The organism is Microbacterium soli (genome assembly GCF_039539005.1).
Lineage (GTDB): Bacteria > Actinomycetota > Actinomycetes > Actinomycetales > Microbacteriaceae > Microbacterium > Microbacterium soli.
Map to the genome: position 1 here is coordinate 1,859,912 of NZ_BAABCP010000001.1, position 16,733 is coordinate 1,876,644.

15 protein-coding genes are annotated in these 16,733 nt (G+C 68.5%); 13 read left to right on the forward strand and 2 right to left on the reverse strand.

From position 1 onward, the window contains the following. Positions 1 to 26: 26 nt before the first annotated feature. The 8 genes from ABD770_RS08605 (at position 27) to ABD770_RS08640 (ending at position 11,749) form a co-directional block, all read left to right on the forward strand. On the forward strand, positions 27 to 2,474 hold the full coding sequence (locus ABD770_RS08605) for a glycoside hydrolase family 2 protein (RefSeq protein ID WP_344819134.1): 2,448 nt from the start codon (positions 27 to 29) through the stop codon (positions 2,472 to 2,474). 239 nt (positions 2,475 to 2,713) lie between these two features. Further along, complete coding sequence (locus ABD770_RS08610; protein WP_344819135.1) at positions 2,714 to 4,408, forward strand: ABC transporter substrate-binding protein; 1,695 nt, start codon at positions 2,714 to 2,716, stop codon at positions 4,406 to 4,408. Positions 4,409 to 4,451: 43 nt separating this feature from the next. Beyond that, positions 4,452 to 5,441, forward strand: coding sequence for an ABC transporter permease (locus tag ABD770_RS08615; protein WP_344819136.1), 990 nt, complete (start codon positions 4,452 to 4,454; stop codon positions 5,439 to 5,441). 4 nt (positions 5,442 to 5,445) lie between these two features. Then, positions 5,446 to 6,462, forward strand: coding sequence for an ABC transporter permease (locus ABD770_RS08620; RefSeq protein ID WP_344819137.1), 1,017 nt, complete (start codon positions 5,446 to 5,448; stop codon positions 6,460 to 6,462). Next, positions 6,459 to 7,322: an ABC transporter ATP-binding protein gene (locus ABD770_RS08625; RefSeq protein WP_344819138.1), complete on the forward strand. Its 864-nt coding sequence runs from the start codon at positions 6,459 to 6,461 to the stop codon at positions 7,320 to 7,322. Before ABD770_RS08620 ends, ABD770_RS08625 begins: the two co-directional genes overlap by 4 nt. A gap of 3 nt (positions 7,323 to 7,325) precedes the next feature. After that, positions 7,326 to 8,216, forward strand: a complete 891-nt coding sequence (locus ABD770_RS08630; RefSeq protein WP_344819139.1) for an ABC transporter ATP-binding protein — start codon at positions 7,326 to 7,328, stop codon at positions 8,214 to 8,216. 137 nt (positions 8,217 to 8,353) lie between these two features. Further along, positions 8,354 to 9,460 (forward strand): ROK family protein, encoded by a 1,107-nt coding sequence (locus ABD770_RS08635; RefSeq protein WP_344819896.1) that lies wholly within the window; start codon positions 8,354 to 8,356, stop codon positions 9,458 to 9,460. A gap of 75 nt (positions 9,461 to 9,535) precedes the next feature. After that, positions 9,536 to 11,749, forward strand: a complete 2,214-nt coding sequence (locus ABD770_RS08640; protein ID WP_344819140.1) for an alpha-galactosidase — start codon at positions 9,536 to 9,538, stop codon at positions 11,747 to 11,749. On the opposite strand, the gene ABD770_RS08645 is transcribed toward ABD770_RS08640, so the two are convergent. After that, a complete protein-coding gene (locus ABD770_RS08645; protein ID WP_344819141.1) occupies positions 11,664 to 12,038 on the reverse strand; it encodes a hypothetical protein in 375 nt (124 codons plus the stop codon). The two genes, ABD770_RS08640 and ABD770_RS08645, sit on opposite strands and share 86 nt — an antisense overlap. A gap of 79 nt (positions 12,039 to 12,117) precedes the next feature. Continuing rightward, positions 12,118 to 13,014 (reverse strand): LysR family transcriptional regulator, encoded by an 897-nt coding sequence (locus ABD770_RS08650; RefSeq protein ID WP_344819142.1) that lies wholly within the window; start codon positions 13,012 to 13,014, stop codon positions 12,118 to 12,120. Positions 13,015 to 13,120: 106 nt separating this feature from the next. Here ABD770_RS08650 and ABD770_RS08655 point away from each other — a divergent pair, with 106 nt between their 5' ends. The 5 genes from ABD770_RS08655 to ABD770_RS08675 are packed head-to-tail and all read left to right on the forward strand — an operon-like array spanning position 13,121 to position 16,721. Next, on the forward strand, positions 13,121 to 14,152 hold the full coding sequence (locus tag ABD770_RS08655) for an amidohydrolase family protein (RefSeq protein ID WP_344819143.1): 1,032 nt from the start codon (positions 13,121 to 13,123) through the stop codon (positions 14,150 to 14,152). Positions 14,153 to 14,164: 12 nt separating this feature from the next. Next, entirely contained in the window at positions 14,165 to 14,857 is a 693-nt protein-coding gene (gene ligK / locus ABD770_RS08660; RefSeq protein ID WP_344819144.1) for a 4-carboxy-4-hydroxy-2-oxoadipate aldolase/oxaloacetate decarboxylase, read from the forward strand. Positions 14,858 to 14,860: 3 nt separating this feature from the next. Further along, positions 14,861 to 15,802, forward strand: a complete 942-nt coding sequence (locus ABD770_RS08665) for an amidohydrolase family protein (protein ID WP_344819145.1) — start codon at positions 14,861 to 14,863, stop codon at positions 15,800 to 15,802. A 26-nt stretch (positions 15,803 to 15,828) separates the two neighbouring features. Beyond that, positions 15,829 to 16,023 (forward strand): hypothetical protein, encoded by a 195-nt coding sequence (locus tag ABD770_RS08670; RefSeq protein WP_344819146.1) that lies wholly within the window; start codon positions 15,829 to 15,831, stop codon positions 16,021 to 16,023. Beyond that, a complete protein-coding gene (locus ABD770_RS08675) occupies positions 16,020 to 16,721 on the forward strand; it encodes a substrate-binding domain-containing protein (RefSeq protein ID WP_344819147.1) in 702 nt (233 codons plus the stop codon). The genes ABD770_RS08670 and ABD770_RS08675 overlap by 4 nt, the downstream gene beginning before the upstream one ends. The last annotated feature ends 12 nt before the right edge of the window (positions 16,722 to 16,733 follow it).

Below are 16,733 nucleotides of genomic sequence, written 5' to 3' on the forward strand. Positions count from 1 at the left end.
AGGATCCGATCAGGCGAAGGGGCCACATGACTGTCATCGAGCTCACCGGGAAGTGGACGGTCACGGCGTCCTCCGGACCTGTCCCCGCGGGGATCGCGGGTCGGCCTATCCCCGCGCGAGTGCCGGGGGCCGTTCATCTGGACCTCCAGCGCGCCGGCCTCATCGCCGATCCCTTCGACGGCGCGAATGAGACCGAGCAGCAGTGGATCGGCGACGTCGACTGGACCTTCACGACAGTGTTCGAGTGGGCGGATGACGGCACCGAGCGTCAGGAGCTGGTCGCGGAGGGACTCGACACCGTCGCGGTCATCGCCCTCAACGGGGTGGAGGTCGGGCGCGCCGAGAATCAGCACAGATCGCATCGGTTCGACATCTCCGCAGCGCTCGTGACCGGGGAGAACACGCTGCGCATCGACTTCGCGGCGCCGGTGCCGGCGGCCGAGGCGCGCTCCCAGGAGCACGGCCCGCGTCCGCATGTGAACCACCATCCGTACAACGCGATCCGCAAGATGGCCAGCAGCTTCGGCTGGGATTGGGGCATCGACGTCGCCGGAGCCGGCATCTGGCGACCGATCAGAGTGGAGACCTGGAGCGATGCGCGCATCGCGGCGGTGCGCCCGCTCGTCGACGTGAATCGCGAGAACGGGACGGTCGGGATCGTGGACGTCCACATCGACGTGGAGCGCGCTGATCGCCTGCGCGAACCGGAGCTGGACGTGGAGGTCGAGATCGCCGGGCAGCGGATCCCGACGCGGGTCCCGATGGGGAGCACCTCCGTCGTCGTGCACGTGGAGGTGCCCGATCCGGAGCTCTGGTGGCCGAGGAGCCATGGCGCGCAGCCGCTGTACCCTCTCGCGGTGCGTCTTCAGGGGCGCGAGCAGTGGCGACGGCGCATCGGGTTCCGGACCGTCCGGGTCGACACCGCGCCCGATGAGCAGGGCACTCCCTACGCCGTCTACGTCAACGACCGTCTCGTGCACATCCGCGGAGCGAACTGGATCCCCGACCACGCCTTCCCCAGCGAGGTCGATGCGGATCGCTGCGCGCGTCGGATCGCGGATGCCACCGAGGCGAACATCAACCTGCTGCGCGTCTGGGGCGGTGGGATCTACGAGTCTGAGGACTTCTACACGATCTGCGATGAGCAGGGCGTCCTCGTGCAGCAGGACCTCCTGCTCGCGTGCGCCGCATATGCGGAGGAGGCCTGGCTCCACCGGGAGGTCGAGGCGGAGGCGCGCGAGGCGATAACGCGCCTGTCGTCGCACCCGTCGCTGGTGATCTGGAACGGTGGCAACGAGAACATCGTCGCCTACGCGGACTGGGGCTGGCGGCACAGGCTCGAGGGCCGAACGTGGGGCGAGGCGTACTTCCGACGTCTCCTCCCGGGGCTGCTGGCGGAGCTCGACCCGACTCGGTTCTTCTCCCCCGGAAGCCCGTACTCGTTCTCCGCGTATCTCAGCCCCAACCTCGGTCAGCACGGCACGACCCATATCTGGGACGTGTGGAACGAGAAGGACTACACCGCGTACGCCGAGTGGACGCCTCGGTTCGTCGCGGAGTTCGGGTTCCAGGGTCCGCCGGCGTGGACCACTCTCACGGATGTCGTGCACGATGCGCCGCTGGATCCGCACGGGCCTCAGATGCTCGTGCATCAGAAGGCGGAGCGGGGGAACGAGAAGCTCGAGCGGGGCCTCGGACCGCATCTTCCCCGGCCCCGCACGATCGACGACTGGCACTGGGCCACGCAGCTCAACCAGGCGGCCGCCGTTCGCTTCGGCATCGAGCACTTCCGCTCGCTGGCCCCCTACAACACCGGCACGATCGTGTGGCAGCTCAATGACGACTGGCCGGTGATCTCGTGGGCCGCCGTCGACTTCGCGGAGCGCCGCAAACCGCTCTGGTACGCGATCCGAGCGGTGTACGAACCGCGTCTGGTCACCGTCCAGCCCCGTGAGGAGGGCCTCGCGGCCGTCCTGCTCAACGACCACGACGATGCGTGGGCAGGGGAACTGGCACTGCGTCGCATGAGCTTCGACGGCTTCGTGCTGTCGAGCGCGGTCATCGCGTGCGAGGTCGGCGCGCGAAGCGAGTCGACGGTGCAGATCCCACCCGCGCTCCGTACGCCCGCAGATCCCTCCGGCGAGGTGCTCGTCGCCGAGGCGGCCGATTTCGGCCGCGCCGTGCATGATTTCGCGGAAGTGGTCGAGCAGCGATTGGAGCGGCAGCCCTTCGAGGCCGTCTCGAGCGCGCAGGATGGTGCCGTGCGCGTCACGGTCAGCGCGAGATCCTATGTGCGGGATCTGTTCGTGCTGGCTGATCGAGGGCATCCGGACGCGAGTGTCGATACCGGGCTGGTGACGCTGCTGCCGGGGGAGCGCTGCGACTTCACGGTGACCGGCGTGCCCCCGCAGATCGATCCCGGCGTGTTCCTCGACCCGCTGGTACTGCGCCACGCGGGTGATCTCCAGGGCTGAGAGCAACGAGGACGCCACGCGTCCGCCTGCGGACTCGTGCGCTTCGAGCCGCAGGCGGGCGTGCTCGGTGTGCATCCGAGGGCTCTGGGACACTTTGTTCAAAAAGGAACAAACCCTCTTGACGGACTTAGTTTTGTAGAGTAACAATGACCTCGGGGTCTCACCCCCTCCACCCCCTGAGCTCATCAGGGTTCGTCGACGTCGCCGGCCCAGGCTGCGGCGTGAGGAAAGGACCGAGGATGCTTCTTCACTCTCCGCGCGTTCATCGCGCATCCGCCACGATCGCCGCGGGTGCTCTCGCCCTCGGGCTCGCACTGACCGGCTGCGCGAGCGGATCGGACGGCCAGGGCTCGTCCACCGCGTCGGACACGCTTGTCGCGTTCACCGGGCAGGCCGGCGACTACCAGCGGAACTTCAATCCCTACTCACCCACGAACATCGGCGGACTGGGCACGATCTTCGAGTCGCTGTTCTTCGTGACCAACGTCAACTCGAACGACTACGTGCCGCTGCTGGCGACCGAGTACACCTGGAACGAGGATGGCACCCAGCTCGACCTCACCCTTCGCGAGGGAGTCACCTGGAGCGACGGCGAGGAGTTCAACGCGGATGACGTGGTCTTCACCTTCGGGATGCTGCTGGACAACCCCTCGCTGAACACCGGCGGGTTCGACGGAACGGCGACGAAGGTCGATGACCTCCACGTGCGCCTCGACTTCCCCGCGCCGGCGTTCGTCAGCGGACCCGAGATCCTCGGGCGCACGTTCATCGTGCCCGAGCACCTCTGGAAGGGCATCGATCCGGTCACCGACGTCGTCGCGGACCCGGTCGGCACGGGCCCGTACGTGCTGACCAACTTCAAGCCGCAGGCGTTCACGATCACCGCGAATGAGGACTACTGGGGCGGCGCGCCCGAGGTCCAGAACGTGCGCTACCTCTCCCTGTCCGGGAACACGGCGGGTGCGGATGCACTCGCCGCAGGAAAGATCGACTGGCAGACGGGCCCGGTCCCCGACATCCAGAACGTCGCGAAGAACTACCCCGGCTACGACTCGATCACCATCGGCGTGAACCAGATGGCACTGCTGACCTGCTCGAGCGCGGAGCTCGGCTGCACGGGTCCGCAGACGGAGCCGGCCGTCCGGCAGGCCATCTACTATGCGCTCGATCGCTCGCAGATCAATTCGCTCGCCTTCGAGAACACCGCCAGCGACATGTCGCCGACCTTCGCGCTGCTCCCCTCGCAGGAGGACCTCATCTCCGACGGCATCCAGGAGCGCACCGTCCCGGAGGCGCCCGAGCCGGACCGGGTCGACGAGCTTCTCACCTCGGCGGGCTACGAGAAGGGCGAGGACGGCATCTACGCCAAGGACGGCGAATCGCTGAGCCTCACGATCGAGGTGGTGACCGGCTGGACCGACTACATCACCGCCATCGACACGATGGGCCAGCAGCTCAAGTCCGCGGGCATCGAGGTCACCGCGGCTCAGTCCTCCTGGAACGAGTGGACCGACAAGAAGAGCAAGGGGAACTTCGAGCTCGCGATCGACTCGCTCGGCCAGGGCGCGGCTTCGGACCCGTACTACCTGTACAACAACTACTTCTCGACGGCGAACACCGCGCCCGTCGGCGAGGCGGCGCCCATCAACGTCGCCCGGTTCAGCGATCCGGCGGTCGATGAGGCGCTGTCCGTGCTGAAGAAGACGAACCCCGACGACGTCGAGGCGCGGCAGGAGCAGTTCGACATCATTCAGGCGGCCATCGTCGAGGACATGCCCTACATCCCCGTGCTGACGGGCGGGACGACGAGCGAGTTCCACGCGGACAAGTTCACCGGCTGGCCCACGGCCGATGATCTGTACGCATTCCCCGCGATCTGGGCCTCGCCCGACAACGCCCAGATCTTCAAGGCGCTCAAGCCCACCGGCGAGTGAGGCGCGCAGAGGAGGAGCTCGTGAAGATCGAGGACGTGACGTGATGAACTACTACACGAGAAAACTGGGGTTCTATGCCGCCGCGCTCTGGGCGGCGCTGACCCTCAACTTCCTGATCCCGCGGATGCTCCCGGGCAACCCCGTCGACATCCTGCTCGCCAAGCTCCAGCAGCGAGGCGGGCAGGTCTCGGCGGACACCCGGCGCGCATACGAGCTCCTCCTCGGCGGTGACTCCACCCAGCCGCTGATCGTCCAGTACTGGAACTACCTGGTCAACATCTTCCACGGCGACCTGGGGGTCTCGGTCACCTACTTCCCCGCGCCCGTCACGGAGGTGATCGCCTCCTCCCTGCCGTGGACGATCATGCTCGTCGGGATCGCGACGGTGCTGGCGTTCATCATCGGCGTGGCTCTGGGAGCATTCGTCGGATGGAAGCCGGGCACGTGGGTGGATTCGCTCATCCCCGCTACGACCCTCCTGGCCGCCGTCCCGTACTTCTGGCTCGCACTCATCTTCATCTACATCCTCTCCACGACGCTCTCGGTGTTCCCCTCCCAGGGCGGCTACGACGTCGTGCTGGATCCGGGGTGGAACTGGGAGTTCATCCGATCGGCACTGTTCTACGGCTTCCTGCCCGCGCTGACGATCGTGATCGCATCGCTGGGCGGCTGGCTGCTGGGCATGCGGAACATGATGGTGTCGACGCTGTCGGAGGACTACATCCTGACGGCGCGCGCCAAGGGGCTCGCCGAGGGACGGATCCTGCGCGATTACGCGGCGCGCAATGCGGTCCTGCCCTCGATCGCGGGGTTCGCCATCTCGCTGGGCTTCGTCGTCTCCGGCTCGGTTGTGACCGAGCAGGTCTTCTCCTATCCGGGGATCGGGGCCAAGCTGCTGTCCGCTGTGACCAACAACGATTACGCCCTCATGCAGGGGCTGTTCCTCTTCATCACCATCGCGGTGCTGGGCGCGAACCTGATCGTGGACCTGTTCTACGGGCTCATCGATCCCCGGACACGAGTACGGAGCTGAATCCATGACGAATATCACGCCGACCGCGGAGCGGGTCACCGCGGATGCCACCAGGACGATCGTGATCCGTCAGGTGCGTGCAGGAGGCAGACCGCCTGAGAGGCGGAGGCGATCGGTGCTGCGCCAGATGGTGCCGACGATGACGCCGTGGTTGGCGTTCGGCCTCATCCTCGTGGGAGGGATCATCCTGTTCGGGCTGATCGGGCCGCGTCTCGTCGGGGATCCGGCGGTCATCCGGGACATCGGTCTGACCGGGCCCTCCGCGGAGCATCTCCTGGGGACGACGCAGACCGGTCAGGACGTGCTCTCGCAGCTGGCTCACGCCACGCGCGGCTCGCTGGAGATCGGCTTCATCGTGGGCGTGCTCGCGACCGTGTTCTCCGCCGTCTTCGGGGTTCTCGGAGCCTACGTGGGCGGCCTGGCGGATGAGGCCTTCTCCCTGCTCTCGAACGTGTTCCTCGTGATCCCCGGACTGCCGCTGGTGATCGTCATATCCGGGTTCGTCCCCGCCGAGTCGCGCGGGCTGTGGACCATCGCCGTGGTCCTCGCGATCACGGGGTGGGCGGGGTCGGCGCGCGTCCTGCGGGCTCAGACGCTCTCGATCCGCAGCCGCGACTACGTCGCCGCATCCCGTGTCGCGGGGGAGAAGGCGTGGCGGGTCATCCTCGTCGAGATCCTGCCGAACCTCCTCCCGGTCCTCGCCTCCCAGTTCGTGTTCGCCGTGATCGCCGCCATCCTCAGTGAGGCGGGACTGTCGTTCCTGGGACTGGGCGCCTCCAACTCCTCGACGCTGGGAACCATGCTCTTCTACGCGCAGAACGGGTTCGCCCTGCCCCTCGGAGCCTGGTGGTGGTTCGTTCCGCCGGGACTGCTGATCGCCCTGTTCGGCATGGGGCTGTCCCTCATCAACTTCTCGATCGACGAGATCATCAACCCCAAGCTCAAGCACATCCGCCAGCACGCGGCCAGGCAGCGACGGGCGGCGCGCGCGGTGCGACGCGGGAAGGGGGAGCGGCGATGAGGGCGGACAGTGGCGACGGCCATCCGGTTCTGACCGTGGAGGACCTGACCGTCGTCTACGAGGTCGAGACTCCGGTCACCGCGGTGAAGGAAGCGTCCTTCACCCTCGCCGCCGGGGAGATCCTGGGATTGGCGGGGGAGTCCGGCTGCGGCAAGACGACGCTCGCCTATGCGATCAATCGGCTCCACAAGCCGCCGGCGCGGATCGCCTCCGGTCGCATCTCGTTCCATGATCGCGACGGGGAGGACATCGACCTTCTGGGCCTGGACGAGAAGCGCCTTCGGGCGTTCCGCTGGTCTCAGCTGTCGATGGTGTTCCAGGGCGCCATGAACGCCCTGAACCCGGTTCTGAACATCCGCGCCCAATTGGAGGATGTGCTGATCGAGCACGATCCGGGTTTGTCCCGCGCGGAGCGCAGAGCGCGCGCCGCCGATGTCCTCCGCCGCGTCGGCGTGGATCCGCTTCGGCTCGTCTCGTACCCTCATGAGCTCTCGGGCGGCATGCGCCAGCGCGTGATGATCGCGATGGCCATGATCCTCCAGCCGCAGGTGATGATCATGGACGAGCCGACCACGGCGCTGGATGTCGTCGTGCAGCGCGACATCCTTCGCGAGATCGTGCGCCTGCGCGACGAGCTCGGATTCGCCGTGATCTTCATCACGCATGATCTGCCGCTGCTGCTGGAGATCAGCGACCGCATCGCGGTGATGCTGCGCGGCGAGATCATCGAGCTCGGGACCGCTGACGAGGTGTACCGGAATCCTCGGCACGACTACACCCGCAGGCTGCTCGGGTCCTTCCCGAGCCTGAGCGGATCGCGCGGATCGTTCATCCGCACCGGAGTGGAAGAGGAGGCGTGAGCCGTGACCAGTGTGCGCGTCACTGACCTCGTCAAGGAGTTCAGCATCCGTTCAGGGATCCATCGCCGGCGTCTGCGCGCGGTCGATGGCGTCAGTTTCGATCTGGTCCCCGGCCGCACGGTCGCGCTGGTAGGGGAGTCCGGATCCGGGAAATCGACGATCGCCCGCATCCTCTCCAAGCTCGAGACGGCGACGTCGGGGAGCATCGAGGTCACCGACGATGACGGCGTCCCCGTGGCCCGGCGCCATTACCGGCGGGATGTGCAGATGGTGTTCCAGGATCCGTTCGCCTCCCTCAACCCCTTCCACTCCGTGGACCACCACATCGCCAGGCCCCTGCAGATCCACCGGGTTGCGCGAGGTGCGGATGACACCTATCGGCGCGTCGTCGAGATGCTGGAGCGGGTGAACCTCGACGAGTCGTTCGCACAGCGCCGCCCGCACGAGCTCTCCGGAGGGCAGCGGCAGCGCGTCGCGATCGCACGGGCGCTCGCGCCCGGTGCGCGTGTGTTGCTGGCGGACGAGCCCGTCTCCATGCTCGACGTGTCGATCCGCCTGGACGTGCTGAACCTTCTCGGCAGGCTCCAGCGCGAGGATCGGCTCGCGGTGCTGTACATCACGCACGATCTGGCCACGGCCCGGCACTTCTCCGATGAGATCCTCGTGATGTACCGCGGCCGCGTGGTCGAGCGGGGGCCCTCCGACGACGTGATCCTCGACCCGCACCACGACTACACCCGACTCCTCGCGCTCGCCGCGCCCGATCCGGAGCGGGTGGGGAAGGTCGTCAGCGGAGAGCGGGCGCCGGACCGCAGTGCGCTGGATCCGAGCGTCTGCTACAACCACTTCACCCGGACATGGGAGGAGGCGGGAGCCATGGCGCTCGCGGAGTGAGGATCGGCGGGCAGGCGGCCGCGAGCGGCAGGGGCTCGCCGATGCTGGGTTCCGATTCCGGCGATGGCCAGGGGAGAATGTGGGGGACGACTGCGTTGCCGGCCTCTGTGCCGAGGAAGGTGTCGAACTTGGATGAGATGTCCGCGGCCACTCGAGCTGCTCTCCTCGAAGTGCTCATCCATGGCGAGCTGCCCCGCGCCGAGATCGCACGTCGTCTGCATCTGTCCCGCGCGAGCCTGACGCGGATCACCCGTCAGCTCGTCGACGACGGCTTCCTCATCGAGGGCGAGACGAGGCTGATGGCGCAGACCGGGCGTCCCTCCGAGATGCTCCGCGTCAATGCGGGCGCGCGGCACTTCCTTGGCATAAAACTGACGGGGGATCATCTCTACGCCGCCGTCACCGACCTGTCCGCGGCGATCCTCGATTCCCACGATCAGCCCCTGGCATCCGCCGACCCCGTGGAGGTGGTGGCGCAGATCGCCGAGATCGCACGGGGAATGCGTGCGAGGCAGCCCGACCTCGTCGCGATCGGGGTCGCGATCGCGGGTCGTGTCTCGCAACAGGACGGCGGAGCGGTCGTCGAGGACTCCCGCTTCCTCGGCTGGGAGGATGTGCCGCTGGGGAGCATGCTCACCGAGGCGACGGGGCTGCCGTGCGCGGTGGAGAACGATGTGCAGGCCCTGACGGCGACGGAGCACTGGTTCGGCGCCGGTGCGGGCATCGATGACATGGCGCTCATCACTGTCGGTGCGGGCATCGGCTGCGGTCTGGTCGTGGGCGGGACGGTCGTCGAGGGGGCGCATTCGCGATCCGGACTGGTCAGTCACATGATCGTCGACGAGGCCGGACCGTACTGCGAGCTCGGGCATCGCGGCTGTGCCTCGAGCATGCTCGTCAACAGCTCCCTCGTGGCGGCCTACCGTCGGGCCGATGTCACGTACGAGGGCGTCGTCGAGGCCGCTCGTGAGGGTGATCCCATCGCGCTCGCGGCCTTCGCGGACGCCGGGCGGGCGCTGGGGACCCTGATCGCCGCAGTGGTCAACCTCATCGACCCGGAGAAGATCGTTCTCACCGGCGACGGCATCGCCGTGCACGAGCTGGGAGCGGCGGCGCTGCGCGAGGCGCTCGCGCAGCGCGTCGACCGTGATGCGGCCGAGGTCGATGTCGACGTGCGCCTGTGGGACTTCTCGAAGTGGGCCCGCGCCGGGGCGGGGATCGCGATCCGGGCCATGCTCGCCTGATTCCTTTGTTTCATGATTTGACAAACTGTGCAGAGGCGAGGGACGCTGGTCTCAGCATCCGATGGAGGGCCCGTCATGGCCGATATTCGCCGCTTCCACGCCGCAGGCACGGCCCTGATCGTCGTGCTCCGGGACGAGGGCCTGCCCGAGATCCTGCACTGGGGTGCGGACGTCGGAGAAGTCTCGGCGGAATCGCTCGCCGCTCTGGACGGCGCCCTCGCGCGTCAGATCCCGCCCAGCGCGCTGGACGAGCCGTGGCCGCTCACGATCCTGCCGACGGAGAGGGACGGGTTCGCCGGTCGACCGGCGCTGAGCGGATCTCGTGGCGGTTCGCCGCTCCTGCCGGACTGGCGCGTCGTCCGCATCGACGCGGATGAGCGCGGATTCTCGATCCTCGCGGATGCCGAGGGGATGCGTCTGCACAGTGAACTCCGCCTGGATGCTGCCGGAGTGCTGCATATCGATCACCGCATCGAGAACTGCGGGACGGAGGAGCTGCGCATCACCGCGCTCGATGCCACAGTGCCGCTGGACCCCCGTGCGGAGGAGCTGCTGGACTTCACCGGGCGCTGGGCGCGCGAGCGGTCTCCGCAACGGCGGCCACTCGGGATGGGGACGATGGTGCGCGAAACGCGGCGCGGCCGCACCGGTCACGATTCACCGATGCTCACGGTCGCAGGAACGACCGGCTTCACGAGCCGTTCGGGCGAGGTGTGGGGCGTGCACCTGGCATGGAGCGCGGATTCCGTGCATCGGACCGATCGGCTGCCGGAGGGGCGCGGTGTTCTCGGAGTCGGCGAGCTGCTGCGGCCGGATGAGATCGTCCTCGCTCGCGGGCAGGAATTCACCGCCCCGACCGCGTGGTTCGTGTGGAGCGATGGAGGTCTGGACGGCCTGTCCTCCCGGCTGCACCGCTCGCTGCGGGCGCGGCGCTCGCATCCCTCTGCAGCGCGGCCGGTGATGCTGAACACCTGGGAAGCGGTGTACTTCGACCATGACCTGACAACGCTGATCGCGCTGGCGGACGCCGCGGCCGACGTCGGCGTGGAGCGCTTCGTCCTCGACGACGGCTGGTTCCGCGGGCGGCGTTCCGACGACGCCGGCCTGGGCGACTGGAGCGTGGATCCCGCGGTGTGGCCGGATGGGCTGCATCCGATCATCGACCACGTGCGGTCGCGGGGAATGGGCTTCGGGCTGTGGGTGGAACCGGAGATGGTCAGCCCCGACTCCGAGCTGGCGCGGAGCCATCCCGAGTGGCTGCTGAGCGCGCCCGACCGCCCGCCTCGCGCCTGGCGGCATCAGCACGTGCTCGATGTCGCGCGGCCGGAGGTGGCGGAGCATCTGCTCGAGCGCTTGGACGCGATCCTCGAGGAGTACCCGATCGAGTTCCTGAAGTGGGATCACAATCGTGACCTGTTCGAGGCCGCGCACGCCGGGCGGGCCGGGTCGGGCGTGCACACGCGTGCGGTGTATGCGTTGCTCGACGAATTGCGGCGGAGGCATCCTTCCGTCGAGATCGAGTCGTGCGCCTCGGGCGGTGCACGCGTGGATCTCGGCATCCTTCAGCGCGCAGATCGCATCTGGGCATCCGACACCAACGATCCCGTCGAGCGCGTCCGCATCCAGCGCTGGACCGAGCTGCTCGTGCCGCCCGAACTGATCGGCAGTCATATCGGCCCGTCCCGCGCGCATACGACGCATCGCGTGACGGATCTCCGCTTCCGCATGGCGACGACGCTCTTCGCCTCCGCGGGGATCGAGGCCGACATCACCCGGTTCTCCCCGGATGAGCGCAGCGAGCTGGCCGCCGGGATCGCGGAGTACAAGCGCCTTCGCGGGCTCATGCACAGCGGGAGCCTCGTTCACGACGAGTCGGACGGTGGTGAGCAGCTGCTGACCGGAGTGGTCTCTTCCGATCGTCGTCATGCGCTGTACCGTCTCGCGCGCACCGGCACGGGCGAATGGGCTGTGCCTCCGGCGCTGCGCCTGCCGGGCCTGGATCCCCGCCTGGTGTACCGCCTCCACGTCATCGAGGCGCTGTCGGCCCAGCAGTACCTGGATGTTCGTCCCGTGCCATGGCTTGCGGAGGGCGTCACGCTGCCGGGAGCGCTCCTGGAGACGGTCGGCGTGCGGACCCCGCTTCTCGCCCCCGCGTCCGCGCTCGTGCTGGAACTCATCGCGTCCGATGGCGATCCGCCCGCGTTCAGGAGCGATGCCCCAGCACGAAGCGATCCCGCCCGGCATACGCACCGAGCACGGACTGCAGGGCCGTCACGACGAGAAGGGTGACCAGCGGGCCGCTCCGGCTGCCGGACGCGGCGTGCAGCGCCCCGAACAGGGTGGGTCCGATCGCCGCGATCGCGTAGCCGACGGACGGCGACATCCCCGACGGCGTGGACTGCACGCCCATATACTCCGCGACCTGCCGGGCGACAGGGTCGCGCCATATGCCGAGGCGGTCGTCGAAGCGGGTGCCTCGGCCTGTCGGCCGCACATCTCGTGACGGTTCGCGCGCCACCAGAGCGCGTGTGCGAGAGGGGAGGGTGCCGCGCCGGTCAGCAGCAGGGAGAGCCGCCATCCGGCGCCGGGATCCGTGCAGGGCTCCCCGGCAGGGATCTGGTGACCGCAGTCGAACTCGTCCGGCAGGGGGATCCCGGCTACTCCGCCGGCCGGACGGCGCTGAGCACGAGCTGGCGGAACCAGCGCTGAGCCGGGGACAGGCTGGCCTCGCGGCGCGTGTACAGCGACACCGGCGTGCTCTGGCCCGGCCACGGGAGCTCGGCGATCCGCAGGCCCCGGAACCATCCGCTGAACACCTCCGCGACGTGTCGCGGCAGCAGCACGACCAGGTCCGTCGCCTGGACCACGGCCGGCACGGTGGCGTACTCCTCGACGGTCAGCGCCACCTGCGGCATCAGGCCGTGCTCGGTGAGAGCCTGCAGGGGGAACACGTGCCCGCCGCGAGCGGAGACGCGCACGATGCGGCGACCGGCGAACATGTCGGGTTCCCCATCGCGGAGCGGATGCGCCTGGGAGGACAGCGCGACGTACTCGACCGCGCGCACATGCGTGCGCCACAGTCGCGGACTGCCGATCATCGAGACGCTCATGGCCAGGTCGATGGCGCCGCGGATCAGCCCCTCCTCGACCTGGTCGGCATCCAGCCGCTCCACCTGCAGATGCGGGCCGGCGGCCTCGTGCGCGAGAGCCTTCATGATCGAGGGGAGGAAGGTCTGCTCGCCGATGGAGGTCAGACCCAGCGCGAGCTCGCCGTGGAAACCCGCCGGCTCGAAGGCATCCGGGTCGCTCACGGTCTCATCGATCTGCGCGAGCGCCTCGTGCAGCGGCGCGAACAGGGCGGTCGCCTTCGCGGTGGGAACCATGTCGTGGCCCTCACGACGGAACAGCTCGTCGCCGAACTTCGCCCGCAGCCGCTTGAGGGTGTAGCTCACCGTCGGCTGGGTGACGTGCAGTCGTGCCGCTGCCGCGGTCACGCTGCGCAGTTCGTAGAGCACGACGAACGTCCGCAGCTGGTTGAGATCCGCAAGGGCCACGTATCGAGATTATCTATAGAAGAGCGATTTCGTATCTATTGGACGGTGCTTCCGGTCCGACCTAGAGTCAGGGATGACAGCCCCCGCGTGACAAGGACGACACACGTTGATCATCGACATCCATGGCCACTACACGACAGCCCCCGCATCGCTCGGCGCCTGGCGCGACCTGCAGATCGCGTTCACGAGGGGCGACGGCGACGCGCCGGACCCGGCCGCCCTGCGCATCAGCGACGACGACATCCGCGAGAGCATCGAGGCCAACCAGCTGCGCCTCATGAACGAGCGGGGCAGCGACATCACCGTCTTCAGCCCGCGCGCCTCGTTCATGGCCCACCACATCGGGGACCTCGCCGTCAGCGAGACCTGGGCCCGCATCTGCAACGATCTCGTGGCGCGCGTGAGCGGACTGTTCCCGGACCGCTTCATGATGGGGGCGATGCTCCCGCAGTCCCCCGCCGCCGACCCCGCCACCAGTGTGCCGGAACTGGTTCGCGCCGTCGAGGAGCTCGGCGCCGTGGCGGTGAACATCAACCCCGATCCATCGGGTGGGACCTGGTCCGCGCCCGCGCTGACTGATCGCGCCTGGTACCCGATCTACGAGAAGCTCGTCGAATATCAGCTGCCCGCGATGGTGCACGTGAGCACCACCTGCCGGCCGGATGTCTTCCACACCACCGGCGACCACTACCTCGGCGCCGACACGACCGCCGTCATGCAGCTGATCAAGGGCGACCTGTTCCGCGACTTCCCGGACCTGAAGCTCGTCATCCCGCACGGCGGCGGAGCGGTGCCCTACCACTGGGGGCGATTCCGCGGGCTGGCGATGGCGCTGGGCCGTCCGGAGCTCGAGGAGCACCTGCTGAACAACGTCTACTTCGACACCTGCGTGTACCATCAGCCGGGCATCGATCTGCTCACCGAGGTGATCCCCGCCGGCAACATCCTCTTCGCCAGCGAGATGATCGGCGCCGTCCGCGACGTCGATCCTCGCAGCGGGCACTACTTCGACGACACCAAGCGCTACGTCGACGCCACACCGAACCTCGACGATGCCCGGCGACGGGCCGTGTTCGAGGGCAACGCGCGCCGCGTCTACCCGCGGCTGGATCGCGCGCTCGCTGCGCGCGGACTCTGAAAGGCCCGCCTCATGCGTCTGAACAACCTCGGCATCGTCCGCACCAGCATCCCGCGCCCCGACCCCGACGACGTGGCCCGGCTGTCCCGCTTCGGGGTCGCCACCGTTCACGAGGCGATGGGCCGGGTCGGTCTCCTGCGCCCCTACATCCGTCCGGCGTACCACGGTGCACGGCTGTGCGGGCCCGCCGTCACGGTCCTGCTCCAGCCCGGTGACAACTGGATGATGCACGTCGCCGCGGAGCAGGTGCAGGACGGCGACGTCGTCGTCGCCGGCTGCACGACCGAGAGCGAGGACGGCTTCTTCGGCGAGCTGCTGGCGACCTCCCTCGTCTCACGCGGCTGCCGGGGCCTGGTGATCGACGGAGGCGTGCGCGACGTCGCGGATCTGGAGAAGATGGACTTCCCGGTCTTCTCCCGGGCCATCAACGCCAAGGGCACCGTGAAGGCCACGCTCGGCTCCGTGAACATCCCCGTCGTCGTCGCCAACGCGCTCGTCAACCCGGGCGACGTCGTCGTCGCCGACGTGGACGGCGTCGTCGTCGTCCCGCGCGAGCTCGTGGGTGCGGTGGCGGATGCCGCGCAGAAGCGCGAGGACAATGAGGAGTCCAAGCGGGAGAAGTTCCGCAGCGGTGTGCTGGGCCTGGACCTGTACGGAATGCGCGAGCCGCTCGCAGCCGCCGGCCTGGAGTACGTGGAGGACTGACGCATGCCGGACACTGCATCCGCGCACGGCGGCACCAGCGGCGGATTCACCAAGACCGAGGGCTGGCTGGACTGGTACGACGGGCCGACCTCCCCGACATTCCGGCTGCCCGAGGGCGCCGTCGACGCGCACTGCCACGTCTTCGGCCCCGGCGAGCGGTTCCCCTACGCGCCCGAGCGGAAGTACACCCCGTGCGACGCGTCCGCCGAGCAGCTTTTCGCGCTGCGGGACCACCTCGGCTTCACGCGCAACGTCATCGTGCAGGCCACCTGCCACGGCGCCGACAATCGCGCGCTCGTCGACGCGCTGCAGCGCAGCGAGGGTCGTGCCCGCGGCGTGGCCACGGTGCGGCGCGATGTCACCGATCACGAGCTCGCCGACCTGCACGCGGCCGGTGTGCGGGGCGTGCGCTTCAACTTCGTCAAGCGCCTCGTCGATCGGGTGCCCATCGATTCGCTCGAGGAGATCGTCGCGAAGATCGCCCCCCTCGGGTGGCATGTCGTCATCTACTTCGAGGCCGCGGACCTCCCCGAGCTCTACGACTTCTTCTCCGGCATCCCCACCGACATCGTCGTCGACCACATGGGCAGACCCGACGTCACCAAGGACCCGGACGGCCCGGAGTTCGGGCTCTTCCTGCGCTTCATGCGCGAGAATCCCCGCGTGTGGACCAAGGTCACGTGTCCCGAGCGGCTGAGCGTCACCGGGCCGCGCGCCCTGGACGGCGAGCAGCAGGCGTACGTCGACGTCGTGCCGTTCGCCCGTCGTGTGGTCGAGGAGTTCCCCGACCGCGTGCTGTGGGGGACCGACTGGCCCCACCCCAACCTCACCGACCACATGCCCGACGACGGGCTGATGGTCGACTACATCCCCCGGATCGCGACGACGCCCGAGCTGCAGCGGAAGATGCTCGTCGACAACCCGTCTCGCCTGTACTGGGCGTGATCCGGACTCTCCGAAGGAGCATGATCATGGCGCTCGACAAGCCATACCAGTTCGCGATGTCGCTCATGAAGCCCGAGAACCGCGAACGCTTCCTCGACGACCAGGCCGGTTACCTCGACGACTGGGACCTGAACCCCGTCCAGCGCCGGGCCGTGCTCGACATGGACCTGAACACCATGATCGCCGAGGTCGACGCGGAGACCTTCGAGGACGCCGCATGAAGGCGATCTCGTCCATGGCCACGCGCCACGCGCTCACTGACCTGTTCGCCGCGGCGGCGCAGGCGGGTCTGCCTCGCGTTCGACTCGAGTCGGTCGGGGGAGTGGATGCCGCCTCCCGCGTGGCGGACGGCGAGCTGTTCGACCTCGTCCTCCTCGCCGCCGGCGCACTGGGAAGACTGGCGGATGCCGGCCACGTGGACGCCGCGACCGTCAGACCGCTCATGCTGTCGCAGACGGCCGCCGCCGTACCGGACCCCTCCGTCGTGTCGGCACCGCTACAGGAAGGGATCGCGTTCGCGGATGCCGCGCAGCTGCGGGACGCCCTGCGATCGGCCCGTCGGATCGGATACTCGACCGGCCCCAGTGGCACCGCACTGCTGCGCATGATCGAGGAATGGGGTCTCGCCGACGAGCTCGACGGCGGGCTCGTGCAGGCGCGATCCGGCATCCCCGTGGCGGCGTCCCTCTCCTCGGGCGATGTCGACCTCGGCTTCCAGCAGCTGAGCGAACTGGTCGGTCAGCCCGGCATCCGCATCCTCGGGCGCCTCCCGGACGACTGCGCGATCGACACCGTCTTCGCGGGGGCTGTGGCCACGGCATCCGCCGACTCGGCGGGAGCCGCCGAGGTGCTGGCGTTCCTCGCCTCCGATGCCACCGTGGCGATCAGACGCCGGCACGCGTTCGGCGTCCCGGCCTGACGGACCGGACCC

Coding starts and splice junctions, on each gene's coding strand:
- ABD770_RS08605 (WP_344819134.1), top strand. CDS start 27: ATGACTGTCATCGAGCTCACCGGGAAGTGGACGGTCACGGCGTCCTCC.
- ABD770_RS08640 (WP_344819140.1), top strand. CDS start 9,536: ATGGCCGATATTCGCCGCTTCCACGCCGCAGGCACGGCCCTGATCGTC.
- ABD770_RS08670 (WP_344819146.1), top strand. CDS start 15,829: ATGGCGCTCGACAAGCCATACCAGTTCGCGATGTCGCTCATGAAGCCC.
- ABD770_RS08635 (WP_344819896.1), top strand. CDS start 8,354: ATGTCCGCGGCCACTCGAGCTGCTCTCCTCGAAGTGCTCATCCATGGC.
- ABD770_RS08645 (WP_344819141.1), bottom strand. CDS start 12,038: ATGGCGGCTCTCCCTGCTGCTGACCGGCGCGGCACCCTCCCCTCTCGC.
- ligK (WP_344819144.1), top strand. CDS start 14,165: ATGCGTCTGAACAACCTCGGCATCGTCCGCACCAGCATCCCGCGCCCC.
- ABD770_RS08615 (WP_344819136.1), top strand. CDS start 4,452: ATGAACTACTACACGAGAAAACTGGGGTTCTATGCCGCCGCGCTCTGG.
- ABD770_RS08620 (WP_344819137.1), top strand. CDS start 5,446: ATGACGAATATCACGCCGACCGCGGAGCGGGTCACCGCGGATGCCACC.
- ABD770_RS08610 (WP_344819135.1), top strand. CDS start 2,714: ATGCTTCTTCACTCTCCGCGCGTTCATCGCGCATCCGCCACGATCGCC.
- ABD770_RS08625 (WP_344819138.1), top strand. CDS start 6,459: ATGAGGGCGGACAGTGGCGACGGCCATCCGGTTCTGACCGTGGAGGAC.
- ABD770_RS08665 (WP_344819145.1), top strand. CDS start 14,861: ATGCCGGACACTGCATCCGCGCACGGCGGCACCAGCGGCGGATTCACC.
- ABD770_RS08675 (WP_344819147.1), top strand. CDS start 16,020: ATGAAGGCGATCTCGTCCATGGCCACGCGCCACGCGCTCACTGACCTG.